Here is a 24,964-nt window from a genome sequence, read left to right as displayed (position 1 = left end):
CGGTTTAGTGAAGGCCGATGCGCAGCGCGGCGGCGGTGGCAAAAGGGCTGAGCGTGGCGCTGGCGGCAAGCAGCGCCCCCAGAACGGCAAAATAGCCCTGCACGGGCAGGTGGCCTGCGGCGGCCTCCATCGCCGCCGTCGCGAAAATCAGCAACGGAATGGTTAACGGCAGCACCAGCAGGCTCAGCAGTACGCCGCCCCGCTTTACGCCCACCGTCAGCGCCACGCCCGGCGCGCCGAGCAGGCTCAGCGTCAGAGTCCCGGGCAGCAAGGTTCCGGCCATCACCCACCCGGTGTGGCTGTCCATCCCCATCAGCAGCGCGGCGAGCGGCGAAAAGAGCAGCAGCGGCAGGCCGGTCATCAGCCAGTGGGCGGTGATTTTCGCCAGCGCCACCAGCGGCAGCGGCACGGGCAGCAGCAGCAGTTGCTCGAGGCTGCCGTCCTGATAGTCATCGCGAAACAGCCGCTCCAGCGCCAGCAGCGACGAGAGCAGCGCCGCCACCCAAATCACGCCGGGAGCGATGCGCGCCAGCACCTGCGGCTCGGGGCCGATGCCGAGCGGGAAAAGCGTAATCACAATCAAGAAGAAGCCGAGCGGGTTGAGCAGATCGGCCGGATGACGCCACCCTGCCCGCAGCTCCGTCGCAATAATGTTCACCAGCATGACGCCCCCGCCGTGAGATCGATTTGCTGCAACCTGTCCACCGCTAGCGGCTGGTGGCTGGTGACAATCACCGCGCCCCCCTGTTGCGTATGCGCCTCAAGATGTCGGGTGAGGGTTTCAACGCCCGCGGCATCAATCGCGGTAAAAGGTTCGTCGAGGATCCACAGCGGCGCGTGGCTCAGCCACAGGCGCGCCAGCGCCACGCGTCGCTGCTGCCCGGCAGAAAGGCGAGCAACGAGCGTGTCCGCCATCCCCTCCAGCCCGACGCAGCGCAACGCGTTATCCAGCGCCTCACGGGGAGCGCGGTGATAAAAAGCTACGTTTTCTCTCACGGTCAGGGGGGACTTCACCCCCGGCCGATGGCCTGTCCACACCAGCTGCTGGTGAAACTGCTCGCGCACGCGCCCCAGCGGCTCGCCGCGCCATCTCACCTCGCCGCTTTCCGGCATCGCCAGCCCGGTGAGAATGCGCAGCAGCGTGGTTTTACCCGCGCCATTCTCCCCGGTGATATGCACCAGCGAGCCTGCCGACACGGTAAAGCTCAGATCGGAAAAGAGCGTTCGCTCGTGGCGTTCGCAGCAAAGGTTCAGGGCTTCAAGCATGAGGCGTCCCGGTCACTGGCCGCCCTGCGACGGCCATCTCCATTAAGGCTGGTAAGGGGTGTACACCCCGGTCAGGCTGTCGAGGAAGGCGACGATATCGTCCACATCGCCCTGCGGCAGGCTGGTGCCGACCTGGTGGCGCAGCATCAGCTTGACCGCCTCGTCGAGGGTCGGAACGTCACCGCGGTGGAAGTACGGCGCGGTCAGCGCCACGTTGCGCAGGCCCGGTACTTTCTGGCGCAGACGGTCGCGCACTTCGCTGGTTACGTTCATACGCCCGATATCGGCGTCGGTGATCTCGCCAAAGTCATAGGCCTTTTTCAGCCCCAGCGGCTCAAAGGAGCGCCCGCCGAGGATCACACCGCCGTGGCAGGTGGCGCATTTGTTCTCTTTGAACAGTGCATAGCCGTGCTTTTGCTGCGCGGTCAGGGCGTTTTCATCGCCGCGCAGCCATTTATCAAACGGCGCATCGGGGGTGATCAGCGTCTTCTCATATTCGGCAATCGCATCGGTGATGCTCTCCCCGCTGAAGCCGTCCGGGTAGACGGACACGAAGGCCTGCGTGATTGCCGGATCGGCCTCCAGCTTCGCGACGATGTCATCCCAGGATTTCGAGGCCATTTCGATAGGGTTCAGCGGCGGGCCGCCGGCCTGTTTTTGCAGATCGGCGGCGCGACCGTCCCAGAACTGTTCGCTGTTGAAGGTGGCGTTAAACACGGTTGGCGCATTGATTGGCCCTACCGCGCCGTTCACGCCGAGGGAGGTCTGGCGACCGTCGACGCCGCCCGCGTTGAGCGCGTGACAGCTTGCGCAGGAGAGCGTGCTGTCGCCCGACAGGCGGGTGTCGTGATACAGGCGGAAGCCAAGCGCGACCTTCTGCTCGTCCACCGGGAGGCTTTTCGGGATGGGCTGTACAGGTTCGTTGCGTTTATCTGCCGCCATGTCGCCGCTGGCGTAATGGCTTTCGCGCTGGGTTTTGATCCAGTTGAGGATCGTCGCCTGCTCGGTTTCATCAATCTTGCCCGCCCAGTGCAGCGCCACGTAGCGGGTTGGCGGCATCGTCTTATGCTGCATCACCCACTCAATTTTATTCAGATCGCTTTGTGAAACGGGTTTGTCGTCAATTAACGCCTTACGCACCGGATCCAGGTTAAAAGACTGGTAGCCCAGACGGGTGTCGTACTCCATTAATTGTTTAGCAATGGGGAAAGAGGCATAGAAAGGCAGAGCGGCAGACGGGGTATGACAATAGTCGCAGCCCTTTTCACGAAAGAAGCTTAATACCTTGTTGTTTTCACTGACGGCGGAAAGTTGAACGTCGTTTTCCTGTATACGCCCTTTATCGTGATACCAGACGTAACCAGATAACCCTAAATAACAGACGGCTGCGCCCGCTGCGCAAAAGGCCGATATGCGGAGCCATTTCTTCATTTTTTTATCCTTAAAAAAACGGAACACCCAGAAGAGAAAGTGAATTATTTTTGCGCGTTAATCATAAAGGGGTAAGGGTTGGGCTTGTTGATAGCAATCAATAATACCTATTGGGCAGAGCTATCGTTTAAATAGGGATAAGCTATTGAGTGGCTTTACTAATTTGCGGAGGAAATATAAATGCGAGATTTATTAAAATAACGGATTGATAGAAACCTAAGAATATCCCCCTATTTCCAGCGGAAAAAGGGGAACACATTTTAGCGCTGAGAAACCAGCCCGGCGATATCTTTTGGCGTGGTTCGACAGCATCCGCCAATTAATTTCGCCCCTGCGGCTAACCACTCGGGTAAATAGCCGGCCAGCGTTGCGCAGGCTTCACCGTGGTGATGCCAGGTTTTGCTCACCGCATCATAATGCTCACCGGAGTTAGGATAAACCACCAGCGGCAGGGACGTCAGGCTATGCAAATGGTCAAGCGCCGCCGTGGTGTTTTCCAGCGCGATGCAGTTAATGCCGAGCGCCACGATTTGCGGATAATTCGCCAGCACGCTTACCACTTCACGCAGCGGCGTGCCGTCGCTCAGGTGCTCGCTGTCGCGCAGGGTAAAGGAGAACCACGCCCGGGCGCGAGGGTACTCTGCGATCAGCGCGGCGAGGGTTTTGATTTCCGCAAACGAGGGCAGCGTTTCGCAGGCCAACAGGTCGGCTCCGGCATCCAGCAGCGCCTCAACGCGCGGACGGTGGAAGGCGGTGAACTCGTCTGCGCTACGCACGTAGTCGCCGCGATACTCAGAGCCATCGGCCAGATACGCGCCGTACGGCCCCACAGATCCCGCCACCAGCAGCGTTCCCGCCCGGGCGTTTTCCGCCAGATACGCCTCGCGGGCCTTACGCGCCAGCTCCACGCTTTTGCCAATCAGCGCGCGGGACTGCGCGTCATCAAGACCCCGTGCGGCAAAGCCCGCCGGCGTGGCCTGATAGCTGGCGGTGATCGCCACCTGCGCTCCCGCGCGGAAATAGTCGAGATGCACTTCGCGGATAAGCTCAGGGTTTTCGACCAGTACTTTGGCCGACCACAGGCTATCGGCCAGGTTACAGCCACGCGCTTCCAGCTCCGTTGCCATTGCGCCGTCGAGTACCACAAACGGCTGTTTTTCAAGGATGGCGCTCAGAGGATTATTCTGCGACATGTTCAGGCTCCTGCGTTGTCAGGTTTCGGGTCAGGTAGTACGCACCATAACACAGGGCGACAAACGGCAGCCCGCAGTAAAGGGCAATTCTCTGGCTCGGATCAAACGCCAGGCCGACGCAGGCGACCACGCACAGCACAAAGCCCAGCACGGGCACAAGCGGATACCAGGGCGCGCGATACTGCAACGCCTCAAGCGGCTGGCCCGATTGCAGATGGCGACGGCGAAAGACAAAGTGCGAGGCGCAGATGCTGATCCACACCGCCACCACCGCAAATCCGGAGATAGCCGATAGCGCGACAAACACCGTGTCCGGCGCCACTACGCTTGAAAACAGCGCCAGCACGCCGCCGAGCATCGACACGGAGAGCGCCGTCAGCGGCACGCCGTTTTTACTGACGCGGGCAAAGCAGCGCGGCAGCGTTTTCTCGTTCGAGAGCGACCACAGCATACGGCCCGAGGCGTAGAGCCCGGAGTTCGCCGCCGAGAGGATTGCCGTCAAAATCACGAAGTTGAAGATATCGGCGGCATAGGGAATACCGACTTTCTCAAACACCAGCACGAACGGGCTTTTTTCAACGCCCGCCTGCTGCATTGGGATCAGCGCCGCCAGCACAAACACGGTGCCGATGAAGAAGATAATCAGACGCGCGATGGTCGTGCGGATCGCCACCGGAATGACCTTGTGCGGGTTTTGCGTTTCACCCGCCGCGATACCGATCAGCTCCGTCCCGGAAAAGGCAAAGTTGACCGCCACCATGGTCATCAGGATCGGCAGCCCGCCGTGCGGGAACCAGCCTTCGGCGGTGATGTTGCTCAGACCCGGCGCGGGAGAGCCGTCCTGCATCGGGATAAAGCCGAAGATCGCCGCGCCGCCGAGAATGATAAAGGCGATGATGGTGATCACTTTCACCAGCGAGAACCAAAACTCCCCTTCGGCGAAGAAACGGGTGGAGATGACGTTGAGGCCGAATATCACCGCACAGAAGACAACGCACCACGCCCAGACGGGCACCTGCGGAAACCAGTACTGCATACAGAATCCCGCGGCGGTAAAGCTCGATCCGAGCGCCACCGTCCAGGCGAGCCAGTAGAGCCACGCGACGGTATAGCCGGTCGCCGGGCCAAGATAGCGGGCGGCGTAGACGTGAAACGCGCCGGTTTCCGGCATCGCCACGGAGAGTTCGCCCAGACACTGCATCACCAGCCAGACCACCAGCGCGCCAATCAGGTACGCCAGCAGCGTGCCCGCCGCCCCGGTGGTGGAGATGATGTATCCGGTGTTGAAGAATAACCCTGTGCCAATCACGCCACCCAGCGAAAGCATAATCAGGTGGCGCGTTTTCATGGTGCGCTTAAGCTGCCCGTTTTCTTGTTGTGTTTGCATATTACCTTCTAAACGTATGGACATCTAAACATCCAAAGAAGGTCTGTTATACCGTGATTGTTAACAAAAAGCCAGACGACTAGCCGGAGTCGCCTTCAGTTGCCCAGCGGCGCTTCGCTTGCAGGGCCTACAATTATACGTAGGCCGGGTAAGGCAACGCACACCAGTCCGTAGGCCGGGTAAGGCGAAGCCGCCATCCGGCAAGCACACCGCACAATACAGGAAATCAGTCCGTAGGCCGGGTAAGGCGCAGCTGCCACCCGGCAAGCACACCGCACAACATAGGAAATCAGTCCGTAGGCCGGGTAAGGCGCAGCCGCCACCCGGCAAGCACACCGCACAATACAGTAAATCAGTCCGTAGGCCGGGTAAGGCGCAGCTGTCACCCGGCAATGCAAACCGCACAATATTGGTAAATCCGTAAATCAGTTCTATAGTCGACACTGCTTATTCGATATCAGGACTCACTATGCGCTTTAACGGACTGACCAAAGGTTTCTTTATATTCATTCTCGCCCTTGTGACCTGGGCCTTCTTCGATGTGCTGTCGCCCTACTTTTCTGCAATTCTGTGGGCCGCGATCCTGACCATCATTTTCAACCCGGTGAAAAACAGGCTGCGAACGGCGCTGGGCGAGCGCAACGGGCTGGCCTCGTTTCTGACCCTGTGCATCATCTGCCTGATCGTTTTTATCCCGTTGATGGTGATCCTCTCCTCGCTCGCCATCGAGCTGAATGTGGTCTACACCAAGCTTCAGCAGAACAACACCCAGTTCCCGGAGGTGGTGGCGGGCATCTTTAACCGTCTGCCTGACTGGGCGAGCGGTTTCCTGGCCGATCACAACCTCAATAACGCCGAGCAGATCCAGAAAAAACTTTCCGACGTGGCGTTAAAGGGCGGGCAGTATCTGGCGGGCAGCGCGTTCCTGATTGGTAAAGGCACCTTCGGCTTTGCGATCAGCTTCGGCATCATGCTCTATCTGCTGTTCTTCCTGCTGAAAGACGGGCCGTATCTGGTGCGTCAGATCCTCGACTCTCTGCCGCTGTCGGATTTTGCCAAACAGCACCTGTTCGCCAAATTCGTCGGCGTCTCCCGCGCCACGGTGAAAGGCACGGCGGTGGTTGCGGTGGTACAGGGTACGCTCGGCGGGATTGCCTTTGCGATTGTCGGCATCGACGGCAGCATTCTCTGGGGCGCGCTGATGGCGTTCCTCTCGCTGGTGCCTGCGGTTGGTTCGGCCATTGTCTGGGTTCCGGCGGCAATCTATCTGTTTGCCACGCACCAGATCTGGCAGGGGCTGTTTATCGTCGGCTTCTTCGTGATCATCGTCGGGCTGGTGGACAACATCCTGCGCCCGCTGCTGGTGGGCAAAGACACCAAAATGCCGGATTACCTCATTCTTATCTCCACCCTTGGCGGGATGGAGCTTTACGGCATTAACGGCTTTGTAATCGGCCCGTTGATTGCGGCGCTGTTTATCGCCTGCTGGAATCTCTTCTCCGGGCGCGACCACGAAGGCAACGCCGAGGAGCTGGACGCGGAGTTCATCGAGGAAGGACGAAACCCGCCGGATCTGTAGTCAATCAGGCGGCTCTGGCCGCCTTTTTTTTCGCGATAAATCAGACGTTTTCTATAATTCAAAGTACCTCTCCCATTCTGCCGTAGAAGGATCCCAACAGGTGAGAATCGCCACGATAATGAACTGGGCCTACGGTGCCACGGTCTGTCTGACCCTCGCGTCCGGGATTGTCATGCTGATGGCGTCTAACGCAGACAACGCCGAGCGCACCGCGGTGAAGCAGCGCCAGGTATTTGACCAGCTGACGGAAGACGTTGAGACAGAGGCCTGGATGCTCTCCGATTTGGCTCGCCTGTTTGTGATCAAAAAAGAGCCCGACATCCTCGAAGAGTACCGGCAAAAAGAGAGCGAGATAAAAGGGACGGAGCAGCGGATTGAACGGCTCAAAGACATCGGCGCCTCCGGTGAAGAGCTGGTGCTGTTACAGGAAGGTTTGAACATTATCGATGAGCTACAGGATGAGCAGCAGGCCGCCCTTTCTGCCGTCACCCGGGGCGAAGACCAGCAGGCCGTAGGCCTGCTCTATGGCACAGCCTATGAACAAGAGCTTGAGCGCGCCCAAAGCCAGATCGACCATTTCAGGCAGATGATGGATAAGCGCATTATTGCCAACGTGCAGGCCGCGACCGAAAAATCAAAGACCCTGCGCACCGCTTCTGAAGTGGTGGTGGGCCTGACGGCGCTGCTATTCCTGTTCGTCATGGGCTTTATTCTCAAGCGTCGCGTGCTCCATCCGGTTGTACGCCTGAGCGACGTGGTTCACCGCCTCGCCTCTCAGGATTACGCCGTCGAAACGCCCAACTTCAACCAGATTGACGAAATTGGCGACATGGCGCAGGCCATTCGTATCTTTCGTGAAAACGGCCTCGCGCGGCAGCGGCTGGAAAAGGAGCGCGACGCCGACTGGGCGATCCGCGAGCTGCTGGCAAGAATGACGCAACGCTTGCAGGGCTGCGAGAACTTCGCCGACGTGATTAACGTGGCGGAGCTGTTCGCGCCCAACATCGCGCCGGGCGTGGCCGGGCGGCTGTATATTCTTGAGCGCGACCGCTGGGAGATGCGATGCGCCGCCGAATGGCTCTCCCCGGAGGGCGAGAAAAAAGAGTTCCATCCGGACGCGTGCTGGGCCGTGCGGCGGGGCCAGAGCCATCCGCCGGTTAACGGCGAGCCGGATATCGCCTGTTATCACCTGCCAGACGCTCAGGCGCACCAGTCCCTGTGCGTCCCGCTCATCGCTCAGGGCGAGGCGATTGGTTTGCTCTCGTTCCAGAATATCACCCCCGAAACGGCCCCTTCCCGCGCCTATCTGGAGCTGATGGCCGAGGCGCTTGGACTGGCGCTGGCGAACCAGCGTCTGCGCGACGCCCTGCTGGAAAAAGCGCTCTTCGACCCGCTGACGGGGCTGCGTAATCGTCACCATCTGGAAGATACGATGCGCACGCAAATCAGCCAGGCGGCGCGTAACAACGAGCCGATTAGCTGCCTGATGATCGATATCGACCACTTCAAGAGCATTAACGACCGCTTTGGTCACGAGGCGGGCGATCAGGTGATAAAAAGCGTGGCGACGATTATTCAGCGCGCCGTGCATGACGACGGGCTGGCCTTCCGCTACGGCGGCGAGGAGTTTCTGGCGCTGCTGACCGGTGCCGATGAGGCGGCGGCCCACGCCTGCGCTACCGCGATTTATAACGGCGTGCGCGAGCTATCGCTGCGCTACGGGCTGTCTGAGATTGGGCCGGTGGATGTCTCCATAGGCATCGCCAGCTATCCGCAGCACGCCCAGAGCGATAACCTGCTGCGCGCGGCGGATGTGGCGCTGTACCGGGCGAAAGAGCTTGGCCGCTCGCGGATTGTGAGCTTCGGGATGCTGGAGGCGGGCTAGCCGTTATTCTGCTCGCGCCACTGCTTCACCATCTCGTTCGTTACCTCATTTTTATAACAGATGGGCGCATAGCCGCCCGTTTGACGCCATGCAGTCCAGGTTTGAAAACAAGCACGTTATGGAAGACAGTTCACATTTTTCGCGGTTCGTCTATTCCCTCACAAAAAGTGCGGTGTATCATTCACCGCGTAAATACCTTTTCAACTCTCACCGAGGCTTTGATGCTGGAGAATGTCACCATCAGATAATCAGTTTCCCGCCCTCTTCAGGACGGACTGGTTATCGCTGCGCTTAAACCTTACGCACGCACCTGCTGGTGTGGGCTCGTTTTTACGCATGATGATGAAACAGGTTTTCCAGTATGAATTTATCCCGTCAGGAACAACGTACCTTACACGTTCTCGCCAAAGGTGGACGTATTGCGCACGTCCGCGACAGCTCAGGCCGCGTCACCGCCGTTGAGTGCTACACCCGCGAAGGAAGCATTCTCAGCGACTGCACGCTCGCTGTGTTTAAAAAACTCCGCACCAAGAAGCTGATCCGATCCGTCAACGGTCAGCCCTATCGCATCAACACCACCGGGCTGAACAACGTTCGCGCCCAGCTGGATAATCGCTAAGGAGCAGTGATGAATACACCTTTTACAGACAGCTACGACTACGCATTTTTACTCGACACCATGATGGGGCCGAACGCTATGCGGCTTACCGAGGAGCTGGTCAGCCAGCTTCCGATAAAGCCGGGGATGCGCATTCTGGATCTCGGCTGCGGGAAGGGGATCTCCTCGATTCTGCTCGCCGAAAAATATGACGCGACGGTGTTCGCCGCCGATCTGTGGATCGCCCCGACCGAGAACGCAGAGCGTTTCACCTCACTCGGGCTGGACGGGAAAATTTTCCCGCTGCGGGTGGATGCCACCAAAGAGATCCCCTTTGCGGATGATTACTTTGACCTGATCGTCAGCGTCGATGCGTATCAATATTTCGGCAGCAACGACACCATGCTGGCAACGCTGTTGCCGTACCTTAAACCGGGCGGCCACTTTGCCGTCGCCGTCCCGGGCTTTATCGGCGATTACAGCGAAGACAACTTGCCCGAGGTGGTAAAACCGTTCTGGACACCCGAGTGGTATTTCTACCCGCTTAACTGGTGGAAAGCGCTGTGGGAACAAGAGCCGGGTATTGCACTGACGTGCGTGCGGGAGATGGATACCTGCCAGCAGGCCTGGGATGAATTTATGGAATGCGAAATTGCGCAGGAGATGATGGTCCCGATTATGAATGCGGGGGCTGGGGCGTATTTTAATATGATTCAGCTGGTTGGTCAGAAAACGTAGATCCACGACGAGCGCCACCTTAAGGGTGGCGCTTCTTGGCATGACCCTTCACTAAAAAAGGCGATACACGCAACGCGTTGACCCTTATCAACAATTTTCTTTAAGAAATGCCCCTGTTCTGCCGATATGAGAATAAACAGGAAATGATTTAGCCCTCGCTTGTTTATGACACCACCTGTCAGATGGCGAGCGTAGCCTTAAGAAAAAATTGTCAGGGGAAAGTGCATGAGCGGGCATGAGGTTATGGTTCAACGGATAACCGTCATCATTTCGGCGTTATATCAGCACGGTTTTGTCTCCCGGCAAAAGCTGCTGGATGAGTTCAACATTAGCGAACGCACGCTGTATCGCGATCTTAACCGCCTTGGCGATCGCATTGTCCATGACGGTAACGGCATTTACAGGCTGGCCCCGGCCTATGCCAAACCGCAAACCCTAAAAGAGCTTCGGAATTTGGTTAGTCTTTTGGGTATGGAAGAGGTTATTCCGGCTAACAAGCTCATTCTCAAGCCTGATTTAACCTCTCTCAGTATTCGTGCGCTACCCGGCGATCCTGATGCAAAACGCGCGCTGGAAAATAATTTCAGCCTGTTTGATAAAGCGATTCGCCAGAACAGCATCTGTGAATTTCATTATAAAGACAGGCTGCGCTCCGTTGCCCCCTATCAGCTTTTGAACATCAAAGGGGTGTGGTATCTCGGCGCGGTCGAGAATGGCAACGTCAAAGGCTATCAGCTAAGTAAAATTCGCTGGTTAAGCCTGACGTCTGAACATTTCACACCAGAAGCGCATATCGCCAGATATTTTGCCGAAGAAGATGACGTGTGGTTTTCCCTGGATAAGCAGACGGTACAAATAAAGATTGCCGCGCAGGTCAGCTATTACTTTCAGCGCAGAAACGTGCTGCCTTCACAAAAAATAATACGTCAGGAATCAAACGGCGATGTGATTGTGCAAACCGAGATGGCGCATGAGAACCAGCTATTTCCATTGTTACGCTACTGGTTCCCGAATCTCACCATTATTTCCCCGCCTGGCCTGCAACGTCATTTTCTCCAGGAGCTTTCACAGCAACTGGCGGAGATGGAATCGCAGTGCGGCGAGTGACCTTTTGAACATACACAGCAGGAGTAGAACATGTTACGCGGATCAGAGAGAAAAGAAGCCTTAGAGAGCCTTTCCCGAGCCACCACGCGCTATGAGTCACAGGCAAAGGACACGCAAAACGCCATCACAGGGCTATTTGAGCTGCGCCAGAAGTGCAGTAAAGACCTGATTGCGCGCGGGGAGCATTTCATCAACCGCCTGGCAAACTCGCCAAAAGAGTTCGACAAATCCTGGAGCGAGCTGAAAGCTGAAATCGCCGAGTTTGACGACGTGGTTGAAAAGCTGGAAGAAGAGTACCGCGCATCCCACGTGGGCAAGGGTGCTGCGGCTGCGGGTGTTGCTGTAGGTGCGGGCGTTGCGGCATTCGCCCCTACCGCCGCGCTGGCGATTGCAACGACCTTCGGCACCGCGTCGACGGGAACCGCGATTGCGACCTTAAGCGGTGCAGCAGCCACCAATGCGGCGCTGGCGTGGTTGGGCGGCGGCGCGCTCGTGGCAGGCGGTGGCGGGATGTCCGCAGGAAGCGCGTTACTGGCGCTGGCCGGCCCGGTTGGCTGGGGGATCGGTGCGGTGGGCATCGCCAGCGGCACCTTACTGGCGCGCCGTAAGAACGGCAAAATCATCGAGCAGGCCCAGGAAGAAGAGCGTGAAGTACGCTCGCAAATCACAAAACTGCGCGTCGTGGAACGCAGTACGGAAGAGTTGAAAAACCTTACGTCTGAGCATTATCACGGCACGGAGAGCATCGTAGACACGCTGGAGAAAACCGCCCCGCGCGACTTCAGTGAGTTCAATGCTGGTCAAAGAGAGCAGTTGGGCGCGCTGATCAACCACATCAATGCATTATCCAAACTCATCAACAAGAAGATCCAGTGATGGAACGAATGAATACCCATACCCCCGTGGGCGATCAACTGCTCGGCAGCGCGGTGGATGCCCTCAACCAGGCGCGGATTAACGATGAGCTGTTTCATCTCACCCGTCAGGATATTGCTTTTGATCTGGCAACTGAGCAGATGCAGAAGGTGCGCGATTTTGTCGCCTCTCCCGGCAATATCCTCGGCAGCATGAGCACCAAGCACGGGGAGATAGCCGAGCAGGTTGAGGTAGCCGTTCGCAATTCCCATCAGGCGCTTGAAGAGCAATTACAGGACGGCTCAACGTTTCGCGCTACCTTTGAAGGGGTGGGTCGCACCGCCCCGGAAGACTACCGTATCGACGGCTTTGACGTTCAGTCTAAATTCATCAACGGTACCAACAACAACCTGAAGGCCGTGCTGGAGCATATGGATTCTTATCCTAACTTCGGCAAGGACGGCTCGTTTTATCAAATCCCGAAAGACACCTGGCAAGAGATTCGGGACATTCTCGACGGCAAAGAGGTCGAAGGGCTGAAATCCTCCACCATTGAGGCGATTAAAACCAAAGTCGCTGAAATTGAAAAGCAAACCAAGTTGCCTTTTGATCAGGTGGTTCGCCCGGGCGTTTCTGATTACAGCGAAGTGCAGTGGGGAAAAATAGACTCAACGCTGGACGAGCACGATCGGGAGCTGGCTGAGAAGAACGACGCAAAACGCGCCGAGATCATCGACGATCACCAGCCTTCGCTGGTGGAAGGACTGCGCGCCACTGCGATGGGTGCCGCATTCGGCGGAGCCTTTGCCCTGGGAACCGGGATCTACCGAAAATACCGCGACGGCAAGAATATCTTTCGTGGTGAATTTTCCATCGAGGACTGGCAGGACGTGGGGCTGGACTCGCTGAAAGGCGCGGCCATCGGCGGGGTTTCTGCCGGAGCCATTTATACCCTGACCAATTACGCCTCGATGGGCGCACCGTTCGCCAGCGCGTTGGTAACTGCCACTAAGGGCGTAGCCAGCCTCACCCTCTCCTATCAACGTGGTGAGATCGATCTGGACGAATTTACCGATCTCGGGCTTATCGTCTGCGCCGAATCAGCCATTGTCGGTGCGATGACCGCAGCGGGTCAGGCGTTAATTCCTGTACCGGTGCTGGGTGCGCTGATCGGTTCGGTGTCCGGCAAGTTTATGGTCACCGTTGCCAAAAATCTCGACGGCAAAGCCCGCAAGGCGTTGCAGGCAGAAATGGAGGCGTTCGCCAATCAGCTTAACGTTATCGAACAACAGATCCTTGACCGCATACTGGCAGAGTTTGCAGCCCTGGGCGACCTGACGGCAGCGGCGTTTAACGTAGAAAATAACCGCCAGCTGTTTGAAGCGAGTATCACTCTCGCGCAGGCGTATGGCGTTGAAGAAGACCAGATAATCAAAAATGCTGACGATTTGGATGCGTTTATGACGGCGTGATGGTGTTTTGAGATTTTAGGTTAAGCGGAAAGTCTCGCTTGTGAGATCGCCGCTTGGGTAGCGAGATTGGGATTTCCGGTCTCGCTACGGAGGAGCGTGCCGAGGATTTGGGAAGCCGTGTTGGGGTGTGATGGTGACTTAGCATCCCACTAAAGTGTTTATAGAGAGGGTTATTAGAAAACTAAGAGAGTGCGATAATAGGAACAATACACATAGGCGATAACCTTTGTTTTTGTTGTCTTTTTTATTGTTCATTTTTTATAGATACCCCCAAAAGTACCCCCATATCTTTTTCCGCCCCTGAAATTTGGTTGTTATTCATACAGCATATCAGGCGGTAACGCTCTCCCTTCAACCCGCTTATTGTATGATAGTGCTATCCCACAATAAGGAACCTGCCAGCCATGAGAATGACCAACCGCAAAAAAGAGATACTCAGCTACTTTGAACCTGATAGCCTCGATTGGGTTACTGGTGAGATTGGTGCGCCGCCGTTCGATGTGTCGGGCGTGGCCTACCTTCTTCATGGCATGGCGTCGTTCGATAAGCGCCACCAGCTCGAATCAACCCGGCGAACTCTTGAAAGTATGGTTGCTGGTGGGTTGCTTGAGCGTGTGACGGTGTATGAGTCTCGTCAGGTACGGCGCGGCGGTGAGACTAACGCAACGGTCGTGCGTTACGGTTTACCCGGTCATTGTGCTGTTATGCGCGATACTGGCGGCGCTGATAACGCAATATCAGGTGAATACATGCGGGTCAGTTAATAGCCTGCAATCTGTCGTTGATGCGGCTCAGGTCGTAAACCCGGCGTTCAATATCCAGCATCAGGAAATTGTGGATCTCGGCCTGCTCAGGATTATCAGACTCTCTGGCCTGTAATAGCAATTCATTGTAACCATGCAAGCCGCCTGAGTTTTCCGCCGGGGTGGTGCCTTTCCCACGCAGGCAGCTAATGGGCTGATTACTCGTATCGTGTGTTTGCTTCTCCAGCACAATGACGCAATCCCACCAGTCGCCAAAGTCATACGTGTAAACCAGCTTGTCACCATCATTCTGGAGCGCTGCCCATAGTGGTGTGATTGCCGCATTACCCATGCTTTCATCCTCACCCCATACGCGATACTCGCTACCGGGATCACCTTTACGCCCTTTCTCGAACATATACAGGTGTTCGTCATTCCAGCCAAAAGCCAACTGGATCACCGTGTGAAGTTTACTAAAGGGGATTTGCTCCGGAACCAGCACACGCCGCCATATTGGTGGTTTGCTGTCTCGGATGGTTATCTTTAGCTGGTACATGCGTCGTGAACGAATAGTATAGGTTTAGGTGGGTGTTTTGCTGCTACTGACCGGGATAAAGCTGATGGTCAGGATCAAGCCATACAACATGGAACACGCTGCCTATGAAAAAACCATGTATACGGCCGTACTCATTACGTGATATCGCAAACTGATAAGGTGTAAAGCTCTGGAATTGCTCGTTAAGGTGGGTAAAACCGTCAGGCTCAGAGGTCGTTTTCCACTCAATACAGTGGGATTTGAGCGCCGCATTCCGGTTTGTCGTAAACTCAAGTGATGTCAGGCTCGATATATCTTTAAGCCGTTCAAGTACTTTACAAAAGTAAGCCGCTGTCTGACCGGAGAAACCAAATTTCGCATGTGCTGGATCAATGTACTGGAAAGAAAAGCTAAGGGTTGTTGTCGTCGGATTGGGCGTTCCGGCAACAATTTTGTTATCTGCTACCGGAAGTTTCCCCGCTTTAATCTTCCCTTTAGCCATAGTTAAGCATCCATCATGCTGCGGTAAAATTCAGCAGTGACACCTTTGTCTATGCCGTTACGACACGGGGCATCAGATGGAGTATCACCACGAGCAATTAGCCAGGGCTTTTCCTGATGGGTCATCTGCTCAAGCTCATAGGCCGAAAACCTGCCGAATACGTTATAGATTTCGCTCAGGTGCTCTGAAACATCGTCCGGAAGTTCCGGGCATTTTATTTCGCTGGTGATCGGTTGCCATTTGTAGTCAGCAAATCGAATGTATAGATCTCGTGCAACGGGGCCATGTACCCATGCTTCAAACTGGTCAGCGATCAATTCTTTGTCATCATTGAGAGCCATGTACCAGGCATCAGCATAAAACACCATTTTTTGTAATTTCAGCGGCGTCATAACATCCCCATGCTCTTGAGCAAAGCAAAGCAGGTAATCCGCTACGCTGTTAAGGGTTGTAACTGCCATTATCCAATCTCCTACCGTATGTTTTCGTCTATAACTGTCCACTATCGTTAATAATCGCATATAACCACGGGTATTGCCCATCGTAAAATGCCATTTAAAGATTCTGCTTGATGGCTCACCATCCACCGCGCAAGATACCCGGTGCGTTTGACTGATAATCCGCAATTTGGTTGAAACTGTCCTGGAAACCTCAAGTTTGGAAACCAGCGACTGGCATCGTAGCTTTACCATTCGGTGGTCATAGTTACTGCTACATCCCTTTATTGGCGAGACCTGCGAGGGTTTTTGTTGTTCGAATATATAAAGGTGAATAAAGGTAATCTACCTGCGCGGCGCGGGCTTCTTCCACTGGTAGGCGGGTGATCGCATCATTTCGCGGAATTTATCACGCCGGGCTATATCGGCATTAACTGAGCGTTCAATCTCCCGTTGATCTACCGGGGTTAGCTGGTGGCCTTCGTGCTCCAATTTGGCGGTGGTCAATAAAGCTAGTTCGCGTGGTGTCATACGTCATTCCCACTTGAAAGATGAAACACGCCCGGATTAAATTTTATTTTTCGCGGGTATAAACATTCGATGAGGCGGGCAGCCAGTAAGGCTCAGGGTTGCAGAGATTTGGCCTCCCCCTCCCGGTGATAGTTTATTGCTTGATGTGGACGGCTTGCTATATTGGCGGCGAATGCAAATTGTCGCAGAAGTCCATCCCGTTCTCTGACGCCCCATGCGGGCGTTTTGTTTTACAGAGTCAGGCCAATGCCTCTGGCTACTTTCCCCGTCTTACGCTCAATCACGCCCGTTATTCTATCTACTACCGGACTGAATGCCTGCCAGTAAGCCATCTCCATTGCTGACAACTCTGCCCGCTTCCTGTCAAACGTAGCCCAGCGCATCCCCTTTGGTTTTGGGAACATGCGAATATCATTAAACAGGTTGTTGGTAAGGTCATTGTTGCCCCATATCGCGTATCGCTGTTGGCGTATCTTCATGCGCATCCTGTCCAGTTTGTCGGCGCTCTGGCTTTTATAGTGAAGTTTCCAGCACGCCCGGCAGCCAATGTCTTTCTTGCCGATATACAGCTTCGCTACCCGTTTCACGCAATGGGGGCAAACGTACCATTCCCGCACGCCATACCCGGCCTGCGTGGTTGTAGTGCGAATCACCCGCGTCACGCCGTTGATTGTCATGGCGTAGCTGTCGGCTTGCCGGAAGGTATATAACGTTCCGCTTTCAGTCTGGGTATAAATCTGCGTCGCCGGTTCGGCGTCCGCCAGCCTGCTACGCATGTGCGTAAGGAATGGCAACCCTATGCGGGGCAGGTCGGTGGTATAGCTGCGCGTTCTGTCTCTCAATGGCTGGCCTCCTGCGAATTACTGCGCATTAACTGCGAACGGTGCGCAAATTGAATACGAAATAATATGCGTATTTTACTGTAAATTGCGCACCAATTTTGCAATTTCACATCAATAAAGCCAGTAACCGCGCGGGGTTGAGGATGGTTTGCGCATTGGTATCCGTTTCGTTTTGCGCAGATTTTTTGTGAACTGCGCAATTCGCAATTTACTGCGCAATATTCGGGTTTCGTATTTTTAGGATTTTTCACTTTGCGTACTGCGTTCGACTGTAGAAACCGAGCGATAAGGCGGCTTACAGACTGGTACGCAACTGCGAATCGGTTTCGTATCACGCAATTAAAACTTAGGAAATCTTAGGAATCCTTATCAAAACTTATCATCTCCGTGGTGCTACTAACTGCGAATGGACTACACCAGAGCCAGAAATATCAAGCCTCTCCGCTATTTTGCGCATTCGCAATGCTGCCGTTAGAATTCGTCAGATGGTACGCACGCTGAATGCGCAGTTTTGCCGTGTACCTGACTGCGTACTGCGAACCAGTGGCGCGAACCAGAATATTCTGGACGACCTAAATCACGCTCTGGCTTCCAGCCCTCTGCTGGCGCGGGTTTAGCGCTACTAGGGTTTAAAATCCGTCTAGGACAGTCAAGAATTTACAGCCTTTTTGTTAGGAACCATACTGCGAACTGTCTCACCCTTTATCGTGACATACAGTGCCTCCTTCTTAATATCAGTAATCGTGTCGCTGACTCTCGAGACGCTTAAAGATAGCGATAAAAAACCCGCGAAGCGGGTTTCGAATATGATCCAATATGTTAGCTAAAGGGAACTTTTTTTCGCGCCTTCAATCTCGGCTTTGCAAATATCGTTATTAGTGAAGTTATACTGAAGAAAAATATACCCCTTGTCGGAACCGTCCGCTCTAGCTTCGATAGATACGGAGAGCAGGTTATTTTTCAGTGGTTTTTCTTTAGTTCCTTTCCATTCCGCTGACAGAAACCGCTCCTTTTTATCCAAGGACATCATCCAGTATTTAGGCTCTTTCCAGATTGAACCTGATATCAAGAAATCATTTTTATCAGCTTTACCATAGATAGAGGATAGTGAGTCGCTAAGTTCCTCATATTTGGATTTTAAAGCAATGCCAAAACTATCAGTATCAATGCTTTTACCCACAGCCCTTATTTGACATAGGCCAGCATCTGGGGAGATTAAAAGCCCATAAGCCTCAAAGTCAGCATTTTTTTTCGGCAACGATGCAGATGTGTAAAGGTCAGCACTATTTGCCACAGGTTTAAGATCTTCGCCGGTCATATCCTCAATATTCTTTTTAGATAAACCAACATCTAAACCAAACGGTCCTTCGCCCGGGGGTAACAATGGTGAGTTAGTGGCTGCTGGCGATGGTTGTGGTGTTTGTTTTGCAGCAGCAACCGTATTAGCCTGCTCAGTGGAGACTTTAACCTCGGCCAATCCATACATCGCCGAAAGGTACCGCTGTTGTAGCATCGCCATTGTCTGTTCCTGAGTCGCAACAGTCGACAGTTTCAGCACCTGGACGAGACCACCGCTGTATTGGCTTGCTTCCTTTTTTGCATCGCTGATTTGGAGAGCAAGCTTATCAATTTCAGTTTTTAAAGCCGCCGCCGCCTCTGGGTCTGGTTTAACACCGCTAATGGCTAAATCAATCTTAGCGCCCGACTCGATAGCATTGATACGTTGTTCTAAAAGGGCTTTATTCGTTCCCAGCACTTCAAGCCTGGCCGTCGTGAGATTTTTGATTAATCCACCCGTGAACTGCCCCTGCTGCTCTGTTGCTGCGGCTATTTCTTTTTCCGTCTGCGAAAGCTCGCTCTTGAGATTGCTCACTTCCTGCTTTTGCTCAGGAGTTAATTCCTTTGGGCCACACCCGGACAGAAGAGTGGCAGCAATAACGCACGCTAAAATTGTTCTTTTCATGTCCCTATCCCCATTAGTAATATTCGGATAAATCCTAGCACGCAGCTAATTACCCGTCAGTAGCCTAAGATCAAAACTGACTCAATGCTTCTATATAAATAAAAATGTGCTGGTTCAGTTGGTTCAGTTGGTTCACTGACCTCCAGCCCTCGCCAGCACTGGGTTTTACTGAACCAACATCGGCGATTTTGTGTTGGTTCAGAGGGGTTTTCTGTTGGTTCACTGCCTGCCAGAGTGAATGCCCTTATCAAAGAATGTTGGTTCAAAACTGGCATTTGTTGGTTCAGTGTTGGTTCGAAACGAAAATAAAATCATTTATAAAACAACAAATTTTACATATTGAACCAACTGAACTGACTGAACCAACACCCTTTTTACGTATGTGAAAAATGCTATTCCTCTGGCTCGTCATAATCTTCTGGTCGGAAGGTCAGGACGTAAACGTTAATCTGTCGCCCGTCGATACGCGGTGATTTACGCTGATAACCACGCCCGCTAGCTGGAGGTTTTAGCATCCCGGCATTTTTCAGAACTTCGGCGAACTGCGTCGGATTAAAGTTCTGCGCGATCTCCTTCTCGAATGCGCCGCGAAAGGTGTAGAAGATTACAGGGTCGCTGTCGTGGTTCCCCTTCTGACGATACCCCGCCAGATCCTTAACGGGCATGTCAGCAGAACTGTAGGGGAACGGCGCGAAACGGCTGAATCCATACGCATTAAGAAACGCCTCAGTCTGCTCGATGATCTGCTGGTGCTCTTTGTTGCCGGTGCCGAACTCCCGCAGCCAGGCGTTGTAGCTGTGCTTTATCGCATCACGACACGTCTGAGCATCCCATCCGGTGACAACTTCACCTAACAGCAATGCCGCCTCCAGAATGGCAAAGCGGGCGGCCACGCGGTGAACCTGCTCGCCATAGTCGGCAGGAATAAGGCTACGCCAACGGGCCTCACACTCGCGCACGGTATCAATCGCCTGCTGCTGGTGGTCTGCCAGCCACCTGATCCACCCCCGCCCGGCAGCGCCGTGATGGCGCTGGTAAGCATCTTTCAGCGCGTCGGCATGGTGTTTGCCGTTCTGGTGGTCGTGGAAGCGTACCGCCTTACTGAGCGGGATATTCAGCAGGCGCACCAGTTGCCCGGCTTTGGTCTTGCGTCCTGCGGTGGCGATGAAGGTTTCTAAGTCCATTTCTCCGGTACTGATCGCCACGGTGCGCCAGCGTTTTAAATCCCGGTTGCCGCCTTCCTTCGCCCCCTGTAATTTCCCCACGCCGTTAAACAGCGCGTAAGCAGACTGTGACACGCTTACCGGGTCTGCCCCTTGTCCGACTTCATCCAGTGGCATCAGACCGTCATTGTGGGCTGCGGCTTCGTTCGCCAGCCCCAGCGCAGTGCCGTACCACGTCAGGCGTAGTAAGTCCGGGTTGCCGTATAAGCTACTCGCCACGTTTGCCGTGGTGGTTTTACCCGCGCTCGACTGTTCATAGAAGTGAATGCCGAACCCGTCAGCGCCAGCCAGCCCGATTAACGGTGCTGCCAGTGCGGCGGCAATGCCTGTCATCATCGCGTAGTTACCGTATGCCAGCCGCGCAACACTCTTACGCCAGCTCTCTGAGGTTCCCGCAACTGTGTACCCGGCAGCAGCAGAACTGCGACCACTGAATAAAACAGGATGCTCAGGTGTGCCGATTATCTCCCCGTCCGGCATGATGTATGCCCCACACTGCCAGCCAGTAGCGTGAGCAACACGCCACAATTCACGCGAGCCGCTACGCTGTAGCCAGTCAGCCAGAATCGCCCGCAAGCTGCTTTTGGTGGTGACGTTAACCCCGCCCGCTTTCATGGTTCGCCAGCCTTCACGCTCGCCAATATCAGCCAGGGGGATAGCCGCTGTTGTCGGTATGCCTGCGCCAAAGGCCAGCCAGCGCAGTATCAGATACTGATCCTTATCGTCCCGCCCGGTGCCAATAACGTCCATCGGTGAGGCCAGCCAGCTTTCATTGTTGATAATCTCGCCGCTTTCCTTATCCACCTTAGGCGTGATCCAGTAAACGCCATCTTTGCGGCTCTCAATGCGGGGTTTTAGCGGGTCTTTCTCTGGCTGGTCAGTTTTACCGCCCTCAATGGCCTGTAGTTGTGGTTTCACGCATTCCCCCTGCGGCTGGTACATCGAATCGTTAAGCGCAGCCGTAGCGACTTCCAGCCCGTGTTGCTGGTGGTAGTCGTTCCAGTCAGCTTTGCTGTCAGTCGGTGGCAGCGATACCCAGCCAGCCACGGATAAGGCGGCTTTCTCTGCGGCCTCCTTCCCGATGTTGGTGGCTCCGGTTTCGGAGGCTGCTGTAGGGTGGTCGTTATCTGCGGCGATAATAATTTGCGACTGCGGGTGTTTCCGGCGCATTACTCCGGCAACGTGGATCAGGTTCCCGGCGTCAATTGCCGCCACTGTGATCGCGTCAGGCCGCATCTGGTGAACGGACAGGGCGGTAGCCAGCCCCTCGGCAATTAAAACGCTCTGCGGCGATTCTGGCGCGTTTACGGCATGGTATGCCCCGCGCTTTGCTGAACCTGTCAGAAGGCGCTTTTCTCCCTGTGGGGTGATGGTCTGTGCGGCTGCCACTGCGCCGGACTCATCCACCAGCTCAAGCAGGACTGAACCATCAGGCAATAGCGGGAAAGTGAACCCGTCCAGCCCCTTAGCAATCAGGTATTCAGATTCGCCCTGTGTGACGCTCTGGCGCTTTTCTGCATACAGGCTGGCAAACGTAGCCCGGCGCTGCCCTGCGCTTTCTGCGGCCTGTTTCTGGCGCTCCTGCTCGCGCTGCTGGCGCTCAGACTCCATTTGCTCCCGCCTCTGGCTGGCTGCTGTCGGATCGGTTTCCGCTGCCCGGTAATCAATACCCAGCACATCAGCGGCAAGCCTCGCCGCTTCTGTGGTGTCGCAGTTGTTCACCTTCTTAATAAGGTCTAAACCGTCGCCAGCGCCGCACTGGTTGCAGATGTGAGCGCCGCGCCCGTTGTCGTCGAACCGGAAGCGATCCGTACCGCCACATGCAGGGCAGGGGGCATGGCGGCGTGATGAATCAGGCACGTCGATAGACAGGCCAGCCAGCACATAAGGCCAGTTGCCAGCGGCGGCGGTGGTCACTTCGCGGATAAGGTCGATATTACGCATCATGTCGCCCCCTCAGTGCGTCGCTGGCATTTCAGGCCAGCCGTTTTCATCCAGATCGGCAATGAAGTGATCGTGTAGCTCTGCCAGCGTTTCACGTCCGAACGAGGTCAGCTCACCGCGCTCCGTATCCAGCATGGCGCGGTAGAACACAATGGCGTTCTCTGTTCCCTGCTCAACGCCGTAGCGCTCAATCATTGCGCCCTCAAGGTTGTTCGCCATCGCCAGCCGTTCAGCAAACGGGTAAACCACAATGCCCGCTGTGCCATTGGAGTAAATCGCCACCTGCGATGATGTGCCGTCAGGTTCAGTAACCGTGGTGATGCCGTTCTCGCGCTTCATCTCAGAAACGAACGTCGCAGCAATCAGCCAGCGCCACATAATGACGTTATGCTGCGCGGTGAAGTCGAACCAGCCACGCGCCCCGCCGTCAGCCACTGCAAAATGCAGGGCAAATCCTTCATCCGGGATTTCGTCATACCTGCCGCTATCGAGATGAGTTACCGCGTCTGAATAGGGAACAAGGCAAACATGCTCATACATCCCGGCATCATTGCGGGTCATGATGTTTACGCCGTGCGGTGTGGCTTCTGCGTGGAACAGGTCGGGATTTCCCGGTTTAATGGTCAGTACGTTGCTCATGCTTTGCCCTCCCGATATTCACGCATTACATGGTCAGCCAGCTTGCTTTCAGCCTCGCTCATTGCTTCTGGTACACCGTGTAACAGCGTCAGAATGGAACCAATCAGGCGCGGTAAATCGGGATCTGTTTTATTGGAGGTGCTCTCCAGCCACATGGATAAAACAGCCTGTGCCTGTTCAATCTGGCAGGCAGCATCAATCAGTTGTAACTGGCTCATGCGCTGGCCTCCGCATCAATCAGGGTGGCATCGACAATAGCCAAAACCTTCATCAGCCAGCACTGGACGGCTGCTGTTTGCTCTGCGTCCATGTGCGGGGCTAATTCGGTCATTACGTGAGCCAACCCATCGCGGGCGCGGGTCATCCGTTCTGCTGTACGGTCTGCCAGCGTAAAATCATCCGGGTAAGCCTGCTCGCGGGATAACATCGCTTCGGCTTCAAGCTCGGACGGATGGCGGTATAAAGCGTTAATGTTCATGCGGCCACCTCCAGACGGATACGGCCTGCAAAGAAACAGACGTGATCCCGCGACAGCGTGCGGCGGGCTTCGCGCTCAGATTCAGCAGCGATGTGATGGATTTTGGCGGTAATTGTCGGCATGTCGCGCCGAACGGCTGCGATTAACCAGATGAATTGCGGATTTTGGGTAGGGATAGTAGCCAGCATAGCGGCAGCCTCTGTGGAATGATGTTTGAAATCACCACCAAAGACGCCAATCACTGGTGGTGAACTGAACGAGGTTGGCGTACCGGCTTCCACAGATACCGGCGCATCTTTCGATGCCCTCGCCCAGCCCACCATTGAAGGATGTAGCCGTGCGGCGCACACAAAAAAACCGCATTTAGCGCGGTTGTGCGCTGTGGATAATTGCAGGACGCCAATCCCGGCACCAGATTTGGCTGGTGCGCTATAACCATAAACCGGGTTGGCGATAGTCGGCAAGCCCTTTTTTATGGACTCCAGAAACTCACCTTCGCGCACGCGCGTACTTCTCCGAAAACTCCCGCCAGTAGAATGATTTCCCCCTCGCGTAGTGATGTCAGAAAAACCTTCCTCGCGTGCGCGTACTGGTGCAAAAAGTCCCGTGCGCGTACTGGTCTCGAAACTCTCCTCGTTACCACGACGAGAAAATGAGGAGCTGGCATTAGCTGGCACTGTTATGCCAGCTTTACCCTCATGCGCGTGCACGATCCCGCGCAAGGTACACATCAGGCCAGCCAGGGGAAAGGCTTTATTCTGGACGGCGGCATTAAGCATGATTAGCCCCCAGATGTTTAGCTAACCAGCGCTGAGAGAGGCGGATTAGCTCGGCTTTACGCTGGTCATATCCCATACCCATATCAATCAGCGTAATGTTGGTACTCTCCAGGTAGGTGAGGTGTTCCAGTTGCCCGGCGTTCATGCTGTCGCGTGGTTCGCCAGTAATGCTATTCGCCTGCGCCCACTGCTTCGCCGTCATGCCACCCAAAACAATGCGGGCGATCATGTTGCTCTCGTTGCTGTAGTGGCGAGCCTGCGTCTGTTTACCCTGTTCTGCGCGGGCGCTTTCCAGTGCTACGCACATCGGTTTAAACAGGTTGGCGGCACCGATGCGGGCTTTGAGCTGGCGGCGATACTGAGCGGCAATCTCTGGCACGCTGCGCTGTAGGGCTTCTTCACACTGAATAAAGTAACGGCGAACGGCGCGACCTTGTTCGTTTCGCTCAACCATTGCCAGTTCTTTAGCCATTCCCAGAGAAAGGCCATAATCTTTACTGCGACGGTCGCCGCCACGCTTTGTCACCCATCCGGGGCTACCCTGTTCAAAATTTGAACTTTGATTCCTGAAATCTGAGGAATCAAAAACCACGTAATCAGCACTCAGGCTAAAGCCATATTCATCAATGCGTAGTTTTATCCAGGTTGAAAAGTCGTTACCTACTCCAAGCGCTGTATGCAGTGCCTTAGCACTAACAATACTGGCCTCACGCCCGCCAATTTGACCGGAAATAACGGGAACAATAGCGGCAAAGTCATTAGTGCTATATTCGCCCTGGTTAACGCTGGATTGTGGGGCGGCCTCCGAATTGAATCGGCTTTTTTCGATAGTCATGT

Annotated in this window: 25 protein-coding genes; 8 read left to right on the top strand and 17 right to left on the bottom strand. The window is 55.0% G+C overall.

Annotated features, from left to right (window positions below):
• Positions 1–4 precede the first annotated feature (4 nt).
• The 5 genes from ccmB to mmuP all read right to left on the bottom strand — a co-directional run bounded on the left by ccmB (position 5) and on the right by mmuP (position 5,277).
• Positions 5–664, bottom strand: coding sequence for a heme exporter protein CcmB (ccmB, locus tag ACSVHP_RS06195; protein ID WP_447551284.1), 660 nt, complete (start codon positions 662–664; stop codon positions 5–7).
• On the bottom strand, positions 655–1,266 hold the full coding sequence (ccmA, locus tag ACSVHP_RS06190; protein ID WP_447551283.1) for a cytochrome c biogenesis heme-transporting ATPase CcmA: 612 nt from the start codon (positions 1,264–1,266) through the stop codon (positions 655–657). The genes ccmB and ccmA overlap by 10 nt, the downstream gene beginning before the upstream one ends.
• Positions 1,267–1,308: 42 nt before the next feature.
• Positions 1,309–2,697, bottom strand: coding sequence for a cytochrome-c peroxidase (locus ACSVHP_RS06185; protein ID WP_447551282.1), 1,389 nt, complete (start codon positions 2,695–2,697; stop codon positions 1,309–1,311).
• Positions 2,698–2,957: 260 nt separating this feature from the next.
• Positions 2,958–3,890 (bottom strand): homocysteine S-methyltransferase, encoded by a 933-nt coding sequence (mmuM, locus tag ACSVHP_RS06180; RefSeq protein ID WP_447551281.1) that lies wholly within the window; start codon positions 3,888–3,890, stop codon positions 2,958–2,960.
• A complete protein-coding gene (mmuP, locus tag ACSVHP_RS06175; RefSeq protein WP_447551280.1) occupies positions 3,877–5,277 on the bottom strand; it encodes an S-methylmethionine permease in 1,401 nt (466 codons plus the stop codon). Before mmuP ends, mmuM begins: the two co-directional genes overlap by 14 nt.
• 469 nt (positions 5,278–5,746) lie before the next feature.
• Here mmuP and ACSVHP_RS06170 point away from each other — a divergent pair, with 469 nt between their 5' ends.
• From ACSVHP_RS06170 to ACSVHP_RS06135, 8 genes are all read left to right on the top strand, one after another.
• Complete coding sequence (locus tag ACSVHP_RS06170) at positions 5,747–6,856, top strand: AI-2E family transporter (RefSeq protein WP_234675798.1); 1,110 nt, start codon at positions 5,747–5,749, stop codon at positions 6,854–6,856.
• 100 nt (positions 6,857–6,956) lie between these two features.
• Positions 6,957–8,741, top strand: a complete 1,785-nt coding sequence (locus ACSVHP_RS06165) for a diguanylate cyclase (RefSeq protein ID WP_447551279.1) — start codon at positions 6,957–6,959, stop codon at positions 8,739–8,741.
• A 361-nt stretch (positions 8,742–9,102) separates the two neighbouring features.
• Positions 9,103–9,360 carry a YjhX family toxin gene (locus ACSVHP_RS06160; protein ID WP_234675802.1) on the top strand — a complete coding sequence of 86 codons (258 nt, stop codon included), beginning with the start codon at positions 9,103–9,105 and terminating at the stop codon, positions 9,358–9,360.
• Between the two features lie 9 nt (positions 9,361–9,369).
• Positions 9,370–10,077 carry an SAM-dependent methyltransferase gene (locus ACSVHP_RS06155; RefSeq protein WP_447551278.1) on the top strand — a complete coding sequence of 236 codons (708 nt, stop codon included), beginning with the start codon at positions 9,370–9,372 and terminating at the stop codon, positions 10,075–10,077.
• A gap of 243 nt (positions 10,078–10,320) precedes the next feature.
• Entirely contained in the window at positions 10,321–11,184 is an 864-nt protein-coding gene (locus tag ACSVHP_RS06150) for a helix-turn-helix transcriptional regulator (protein WP_417316031.1), read from the top strand.
• A gap of 30 nt (positions 11,185–11,214) precedes the next feature.
• Complete coding sequence (locus ACSVHP_RS06145) at positions 11,215–12,060, top strand: hypothetical protein (RefSeq protein WP_447551277.1); 846 nt, start codon at positions 11,215–11,217, stop codon at positions 12,058–12,060.
• Complete coding sequence (locus ACSVHP_RS06140) at positions 12,060–13,511, top strand: hypothetical protein (RefSeq protein WP_447551276.1); 1,452 nt, start codon at positions 12,060–12,062, stop codon at positions 13,509–13,511. Before ACSVHP_RS06145 ends, ACSVHP_RS06140 begins: the two co-directional genes overlap by 1 nt.
• Before the next feature lie 404 nt (positions 13,512–13,915).
• Positions 13,916–14,275: a hypothetical protein gene (locus ACSVHP_RS06135; RefSeq protein ID WP_022651572.1), complete on the top strand. Its 360-nt coding sequence runs from the start codon at positions 13,916–13,918 to the stop codon at positions 14,273–14,275.
• Here ACSVHP_RS06135 and ACSVHP_RS06130 read toward each other — a convergent pair.
• The 12 genes from ACSVHP_RS06130 to ACSVHP_RS06075 form a co-directional block, all read right to left on the bottom strand.
• Positions 14,268–14,810: a plasmid pRiA4b ORF-3 family protein gene (locus ACSVHP_RS06130; protein ID WP_002436674.1), complete on the bottom strand. Its 543-nt coding sequence runs from the start codon at positions 14,808–14,810 to the stop codon at positions 14,268–14,270. The two genes, ACSVHP_RS06135 and ACSVHP_RS06130, sit on opposite strands and share 8 nt — an antisense overlap.
• Before the next feature lie 43 nt (positions 14,811–14,853).
• Positions 14,854–15,291: a hypothetical protein gene (locus ACSVHP_RS06125; protein ID WP_226879351.1), complete on the bottom strand. Its 438-nt coding sequence runs from the start codon at positions 15,289–15,291 to the stop codon at positions 14,854–14,856.
• Between the two features lie 2 nt (positions 15,292–15,293).
• Complete coding sequence (locus ACSVHP_RS06120; RefSeq protein WP_045350892.1) at positions 15,294–15,752, bottom strand: Panacea domain-containing protein; 459 nt, start codon at positions 15,750–15,752, stop codon at positions 15,294–15,296.
• A gap of 321 nt (positions 15,753–16,073) precedes the next feature.
• Positions 16,074–16,259 (bottom strand): hypothetical protein, encoded by a 186-nt coding sequence (locus ACSVHP_RS06115; protein WP_125375321.1) that lies wholly within the window; start codon positions 16,257–16,259, stop codon positions 16,074–16,076.
• A 230-nt stretch (positions 16,260–16,489) separates the two neighbouring features.
• Positions 16,490–17,101 carry a hypothetical protein gene (locus ACSVHP_RS06110; RefSeq protein ID WP_152043994.1) on the bottom strand — a complete coding sequence of 204 codons (612 nt, stop codon included), beginning with the start codon at positions 17,099–17,101 and terminating at the stop codon, positions 16,490–16,492.
• Between the two features lie 823 nt (positions 17,102–17,924).
• A complete protein-coding gene (locus ACSVHP_RS06105; RefSeq protein WP_125375323.1) occupies positions 17,925–19,064 on the bottom strand; it encodes a hypothetical protein in 1,140 nt (379 codons plus the stop codon).
• Between the two features lie 392 nt (positions 19,065–19,456).
• Positions 19,457–22,231: a DUF927 domain-containing protein gene (locus ACSVHP_RS06100; protein WP_447551455.1), complete on the bottom strand. Its 2,775-nt coding sequence runs from the start codon at positions 22,229–22,231 to the stop codon at positions 19,457–19,459.
• A gap of 12 nt (positions 22,232–22,243) precedes the next feature.
• Entirely contained in the window at positions 22,244–22,870 is a 627-nt protein-coding gene (locus tag ACSVHP_RS06095; RefSeq protein ID WP_152043993.1) for a hypothetical protein, read from the bottom strand.
• Entirely contained in the window at positions 22,867–23,088 is a 222-nt protein-coding gene (locus ACSVHP_RS06090; RefSeq protein ID WP_047724781.1) for a hypothetical protein, read from the bottom strand. Before ACSVHP_RS06090 ends, ACSVHP_RS06095 begins: the two co-directional genes overlap by 4 nt.
• Complete coding sequence (locus ACSVHP_RS06085) at positions 23,085–23,348, bottom strand: hypothetical protein (RefSeq protein WP_058648769.1); 264 nt, start codon at positions 23,346–23,348, stop codon at positions 23,085–23,087. The genes ACSVHP_RS06090 and ACSVHP_RS06085 overlap by 4 nt, the downstream gene beginning before the upstream one ends.
• Positions 23,345–24,127 carry a host cell division inhibitor Icd-like protein gene (locus ACSVHP_RS06080; protein ID WP_226879348.1) on the bottom strand — a complete coding sequence of 261 codons (783 nt, stop codon included), beginning with the start codon at positions 24,125–24,127 and terminating at the stop codon, positions 23,345–23,347. The genes ACSVHP_RS06085 and ACSVHP_RS06080 overlap by 4 nt, the downstream gene beginning before the upstream one ends.
• Positions 24,120–24,962, bottom strand: coding sequence for an antA/AntB antirepressor family protein (locus ACSVHP_RS06075; protein ID WP_100126967.1), 843 nt, complete (start codon positions 24,960–24,962; stop codon positions 24,120–24,122). The genes ACSVHP_RS06080 and ACSVHP_RS06075 overlap by 8 nt, the downstream gene beginning before the upstream one ends.
• Positions 24,963–24,964: the final 2 nt, after the last annotated feature.

Source organism: Enterobacter sp. 186315, from assembly GCF_053290175.1.
Note: the sequence above shows the minus strand (reverse complement) of the source record. Positions and strands in the feature narration are given on the sequence as shown.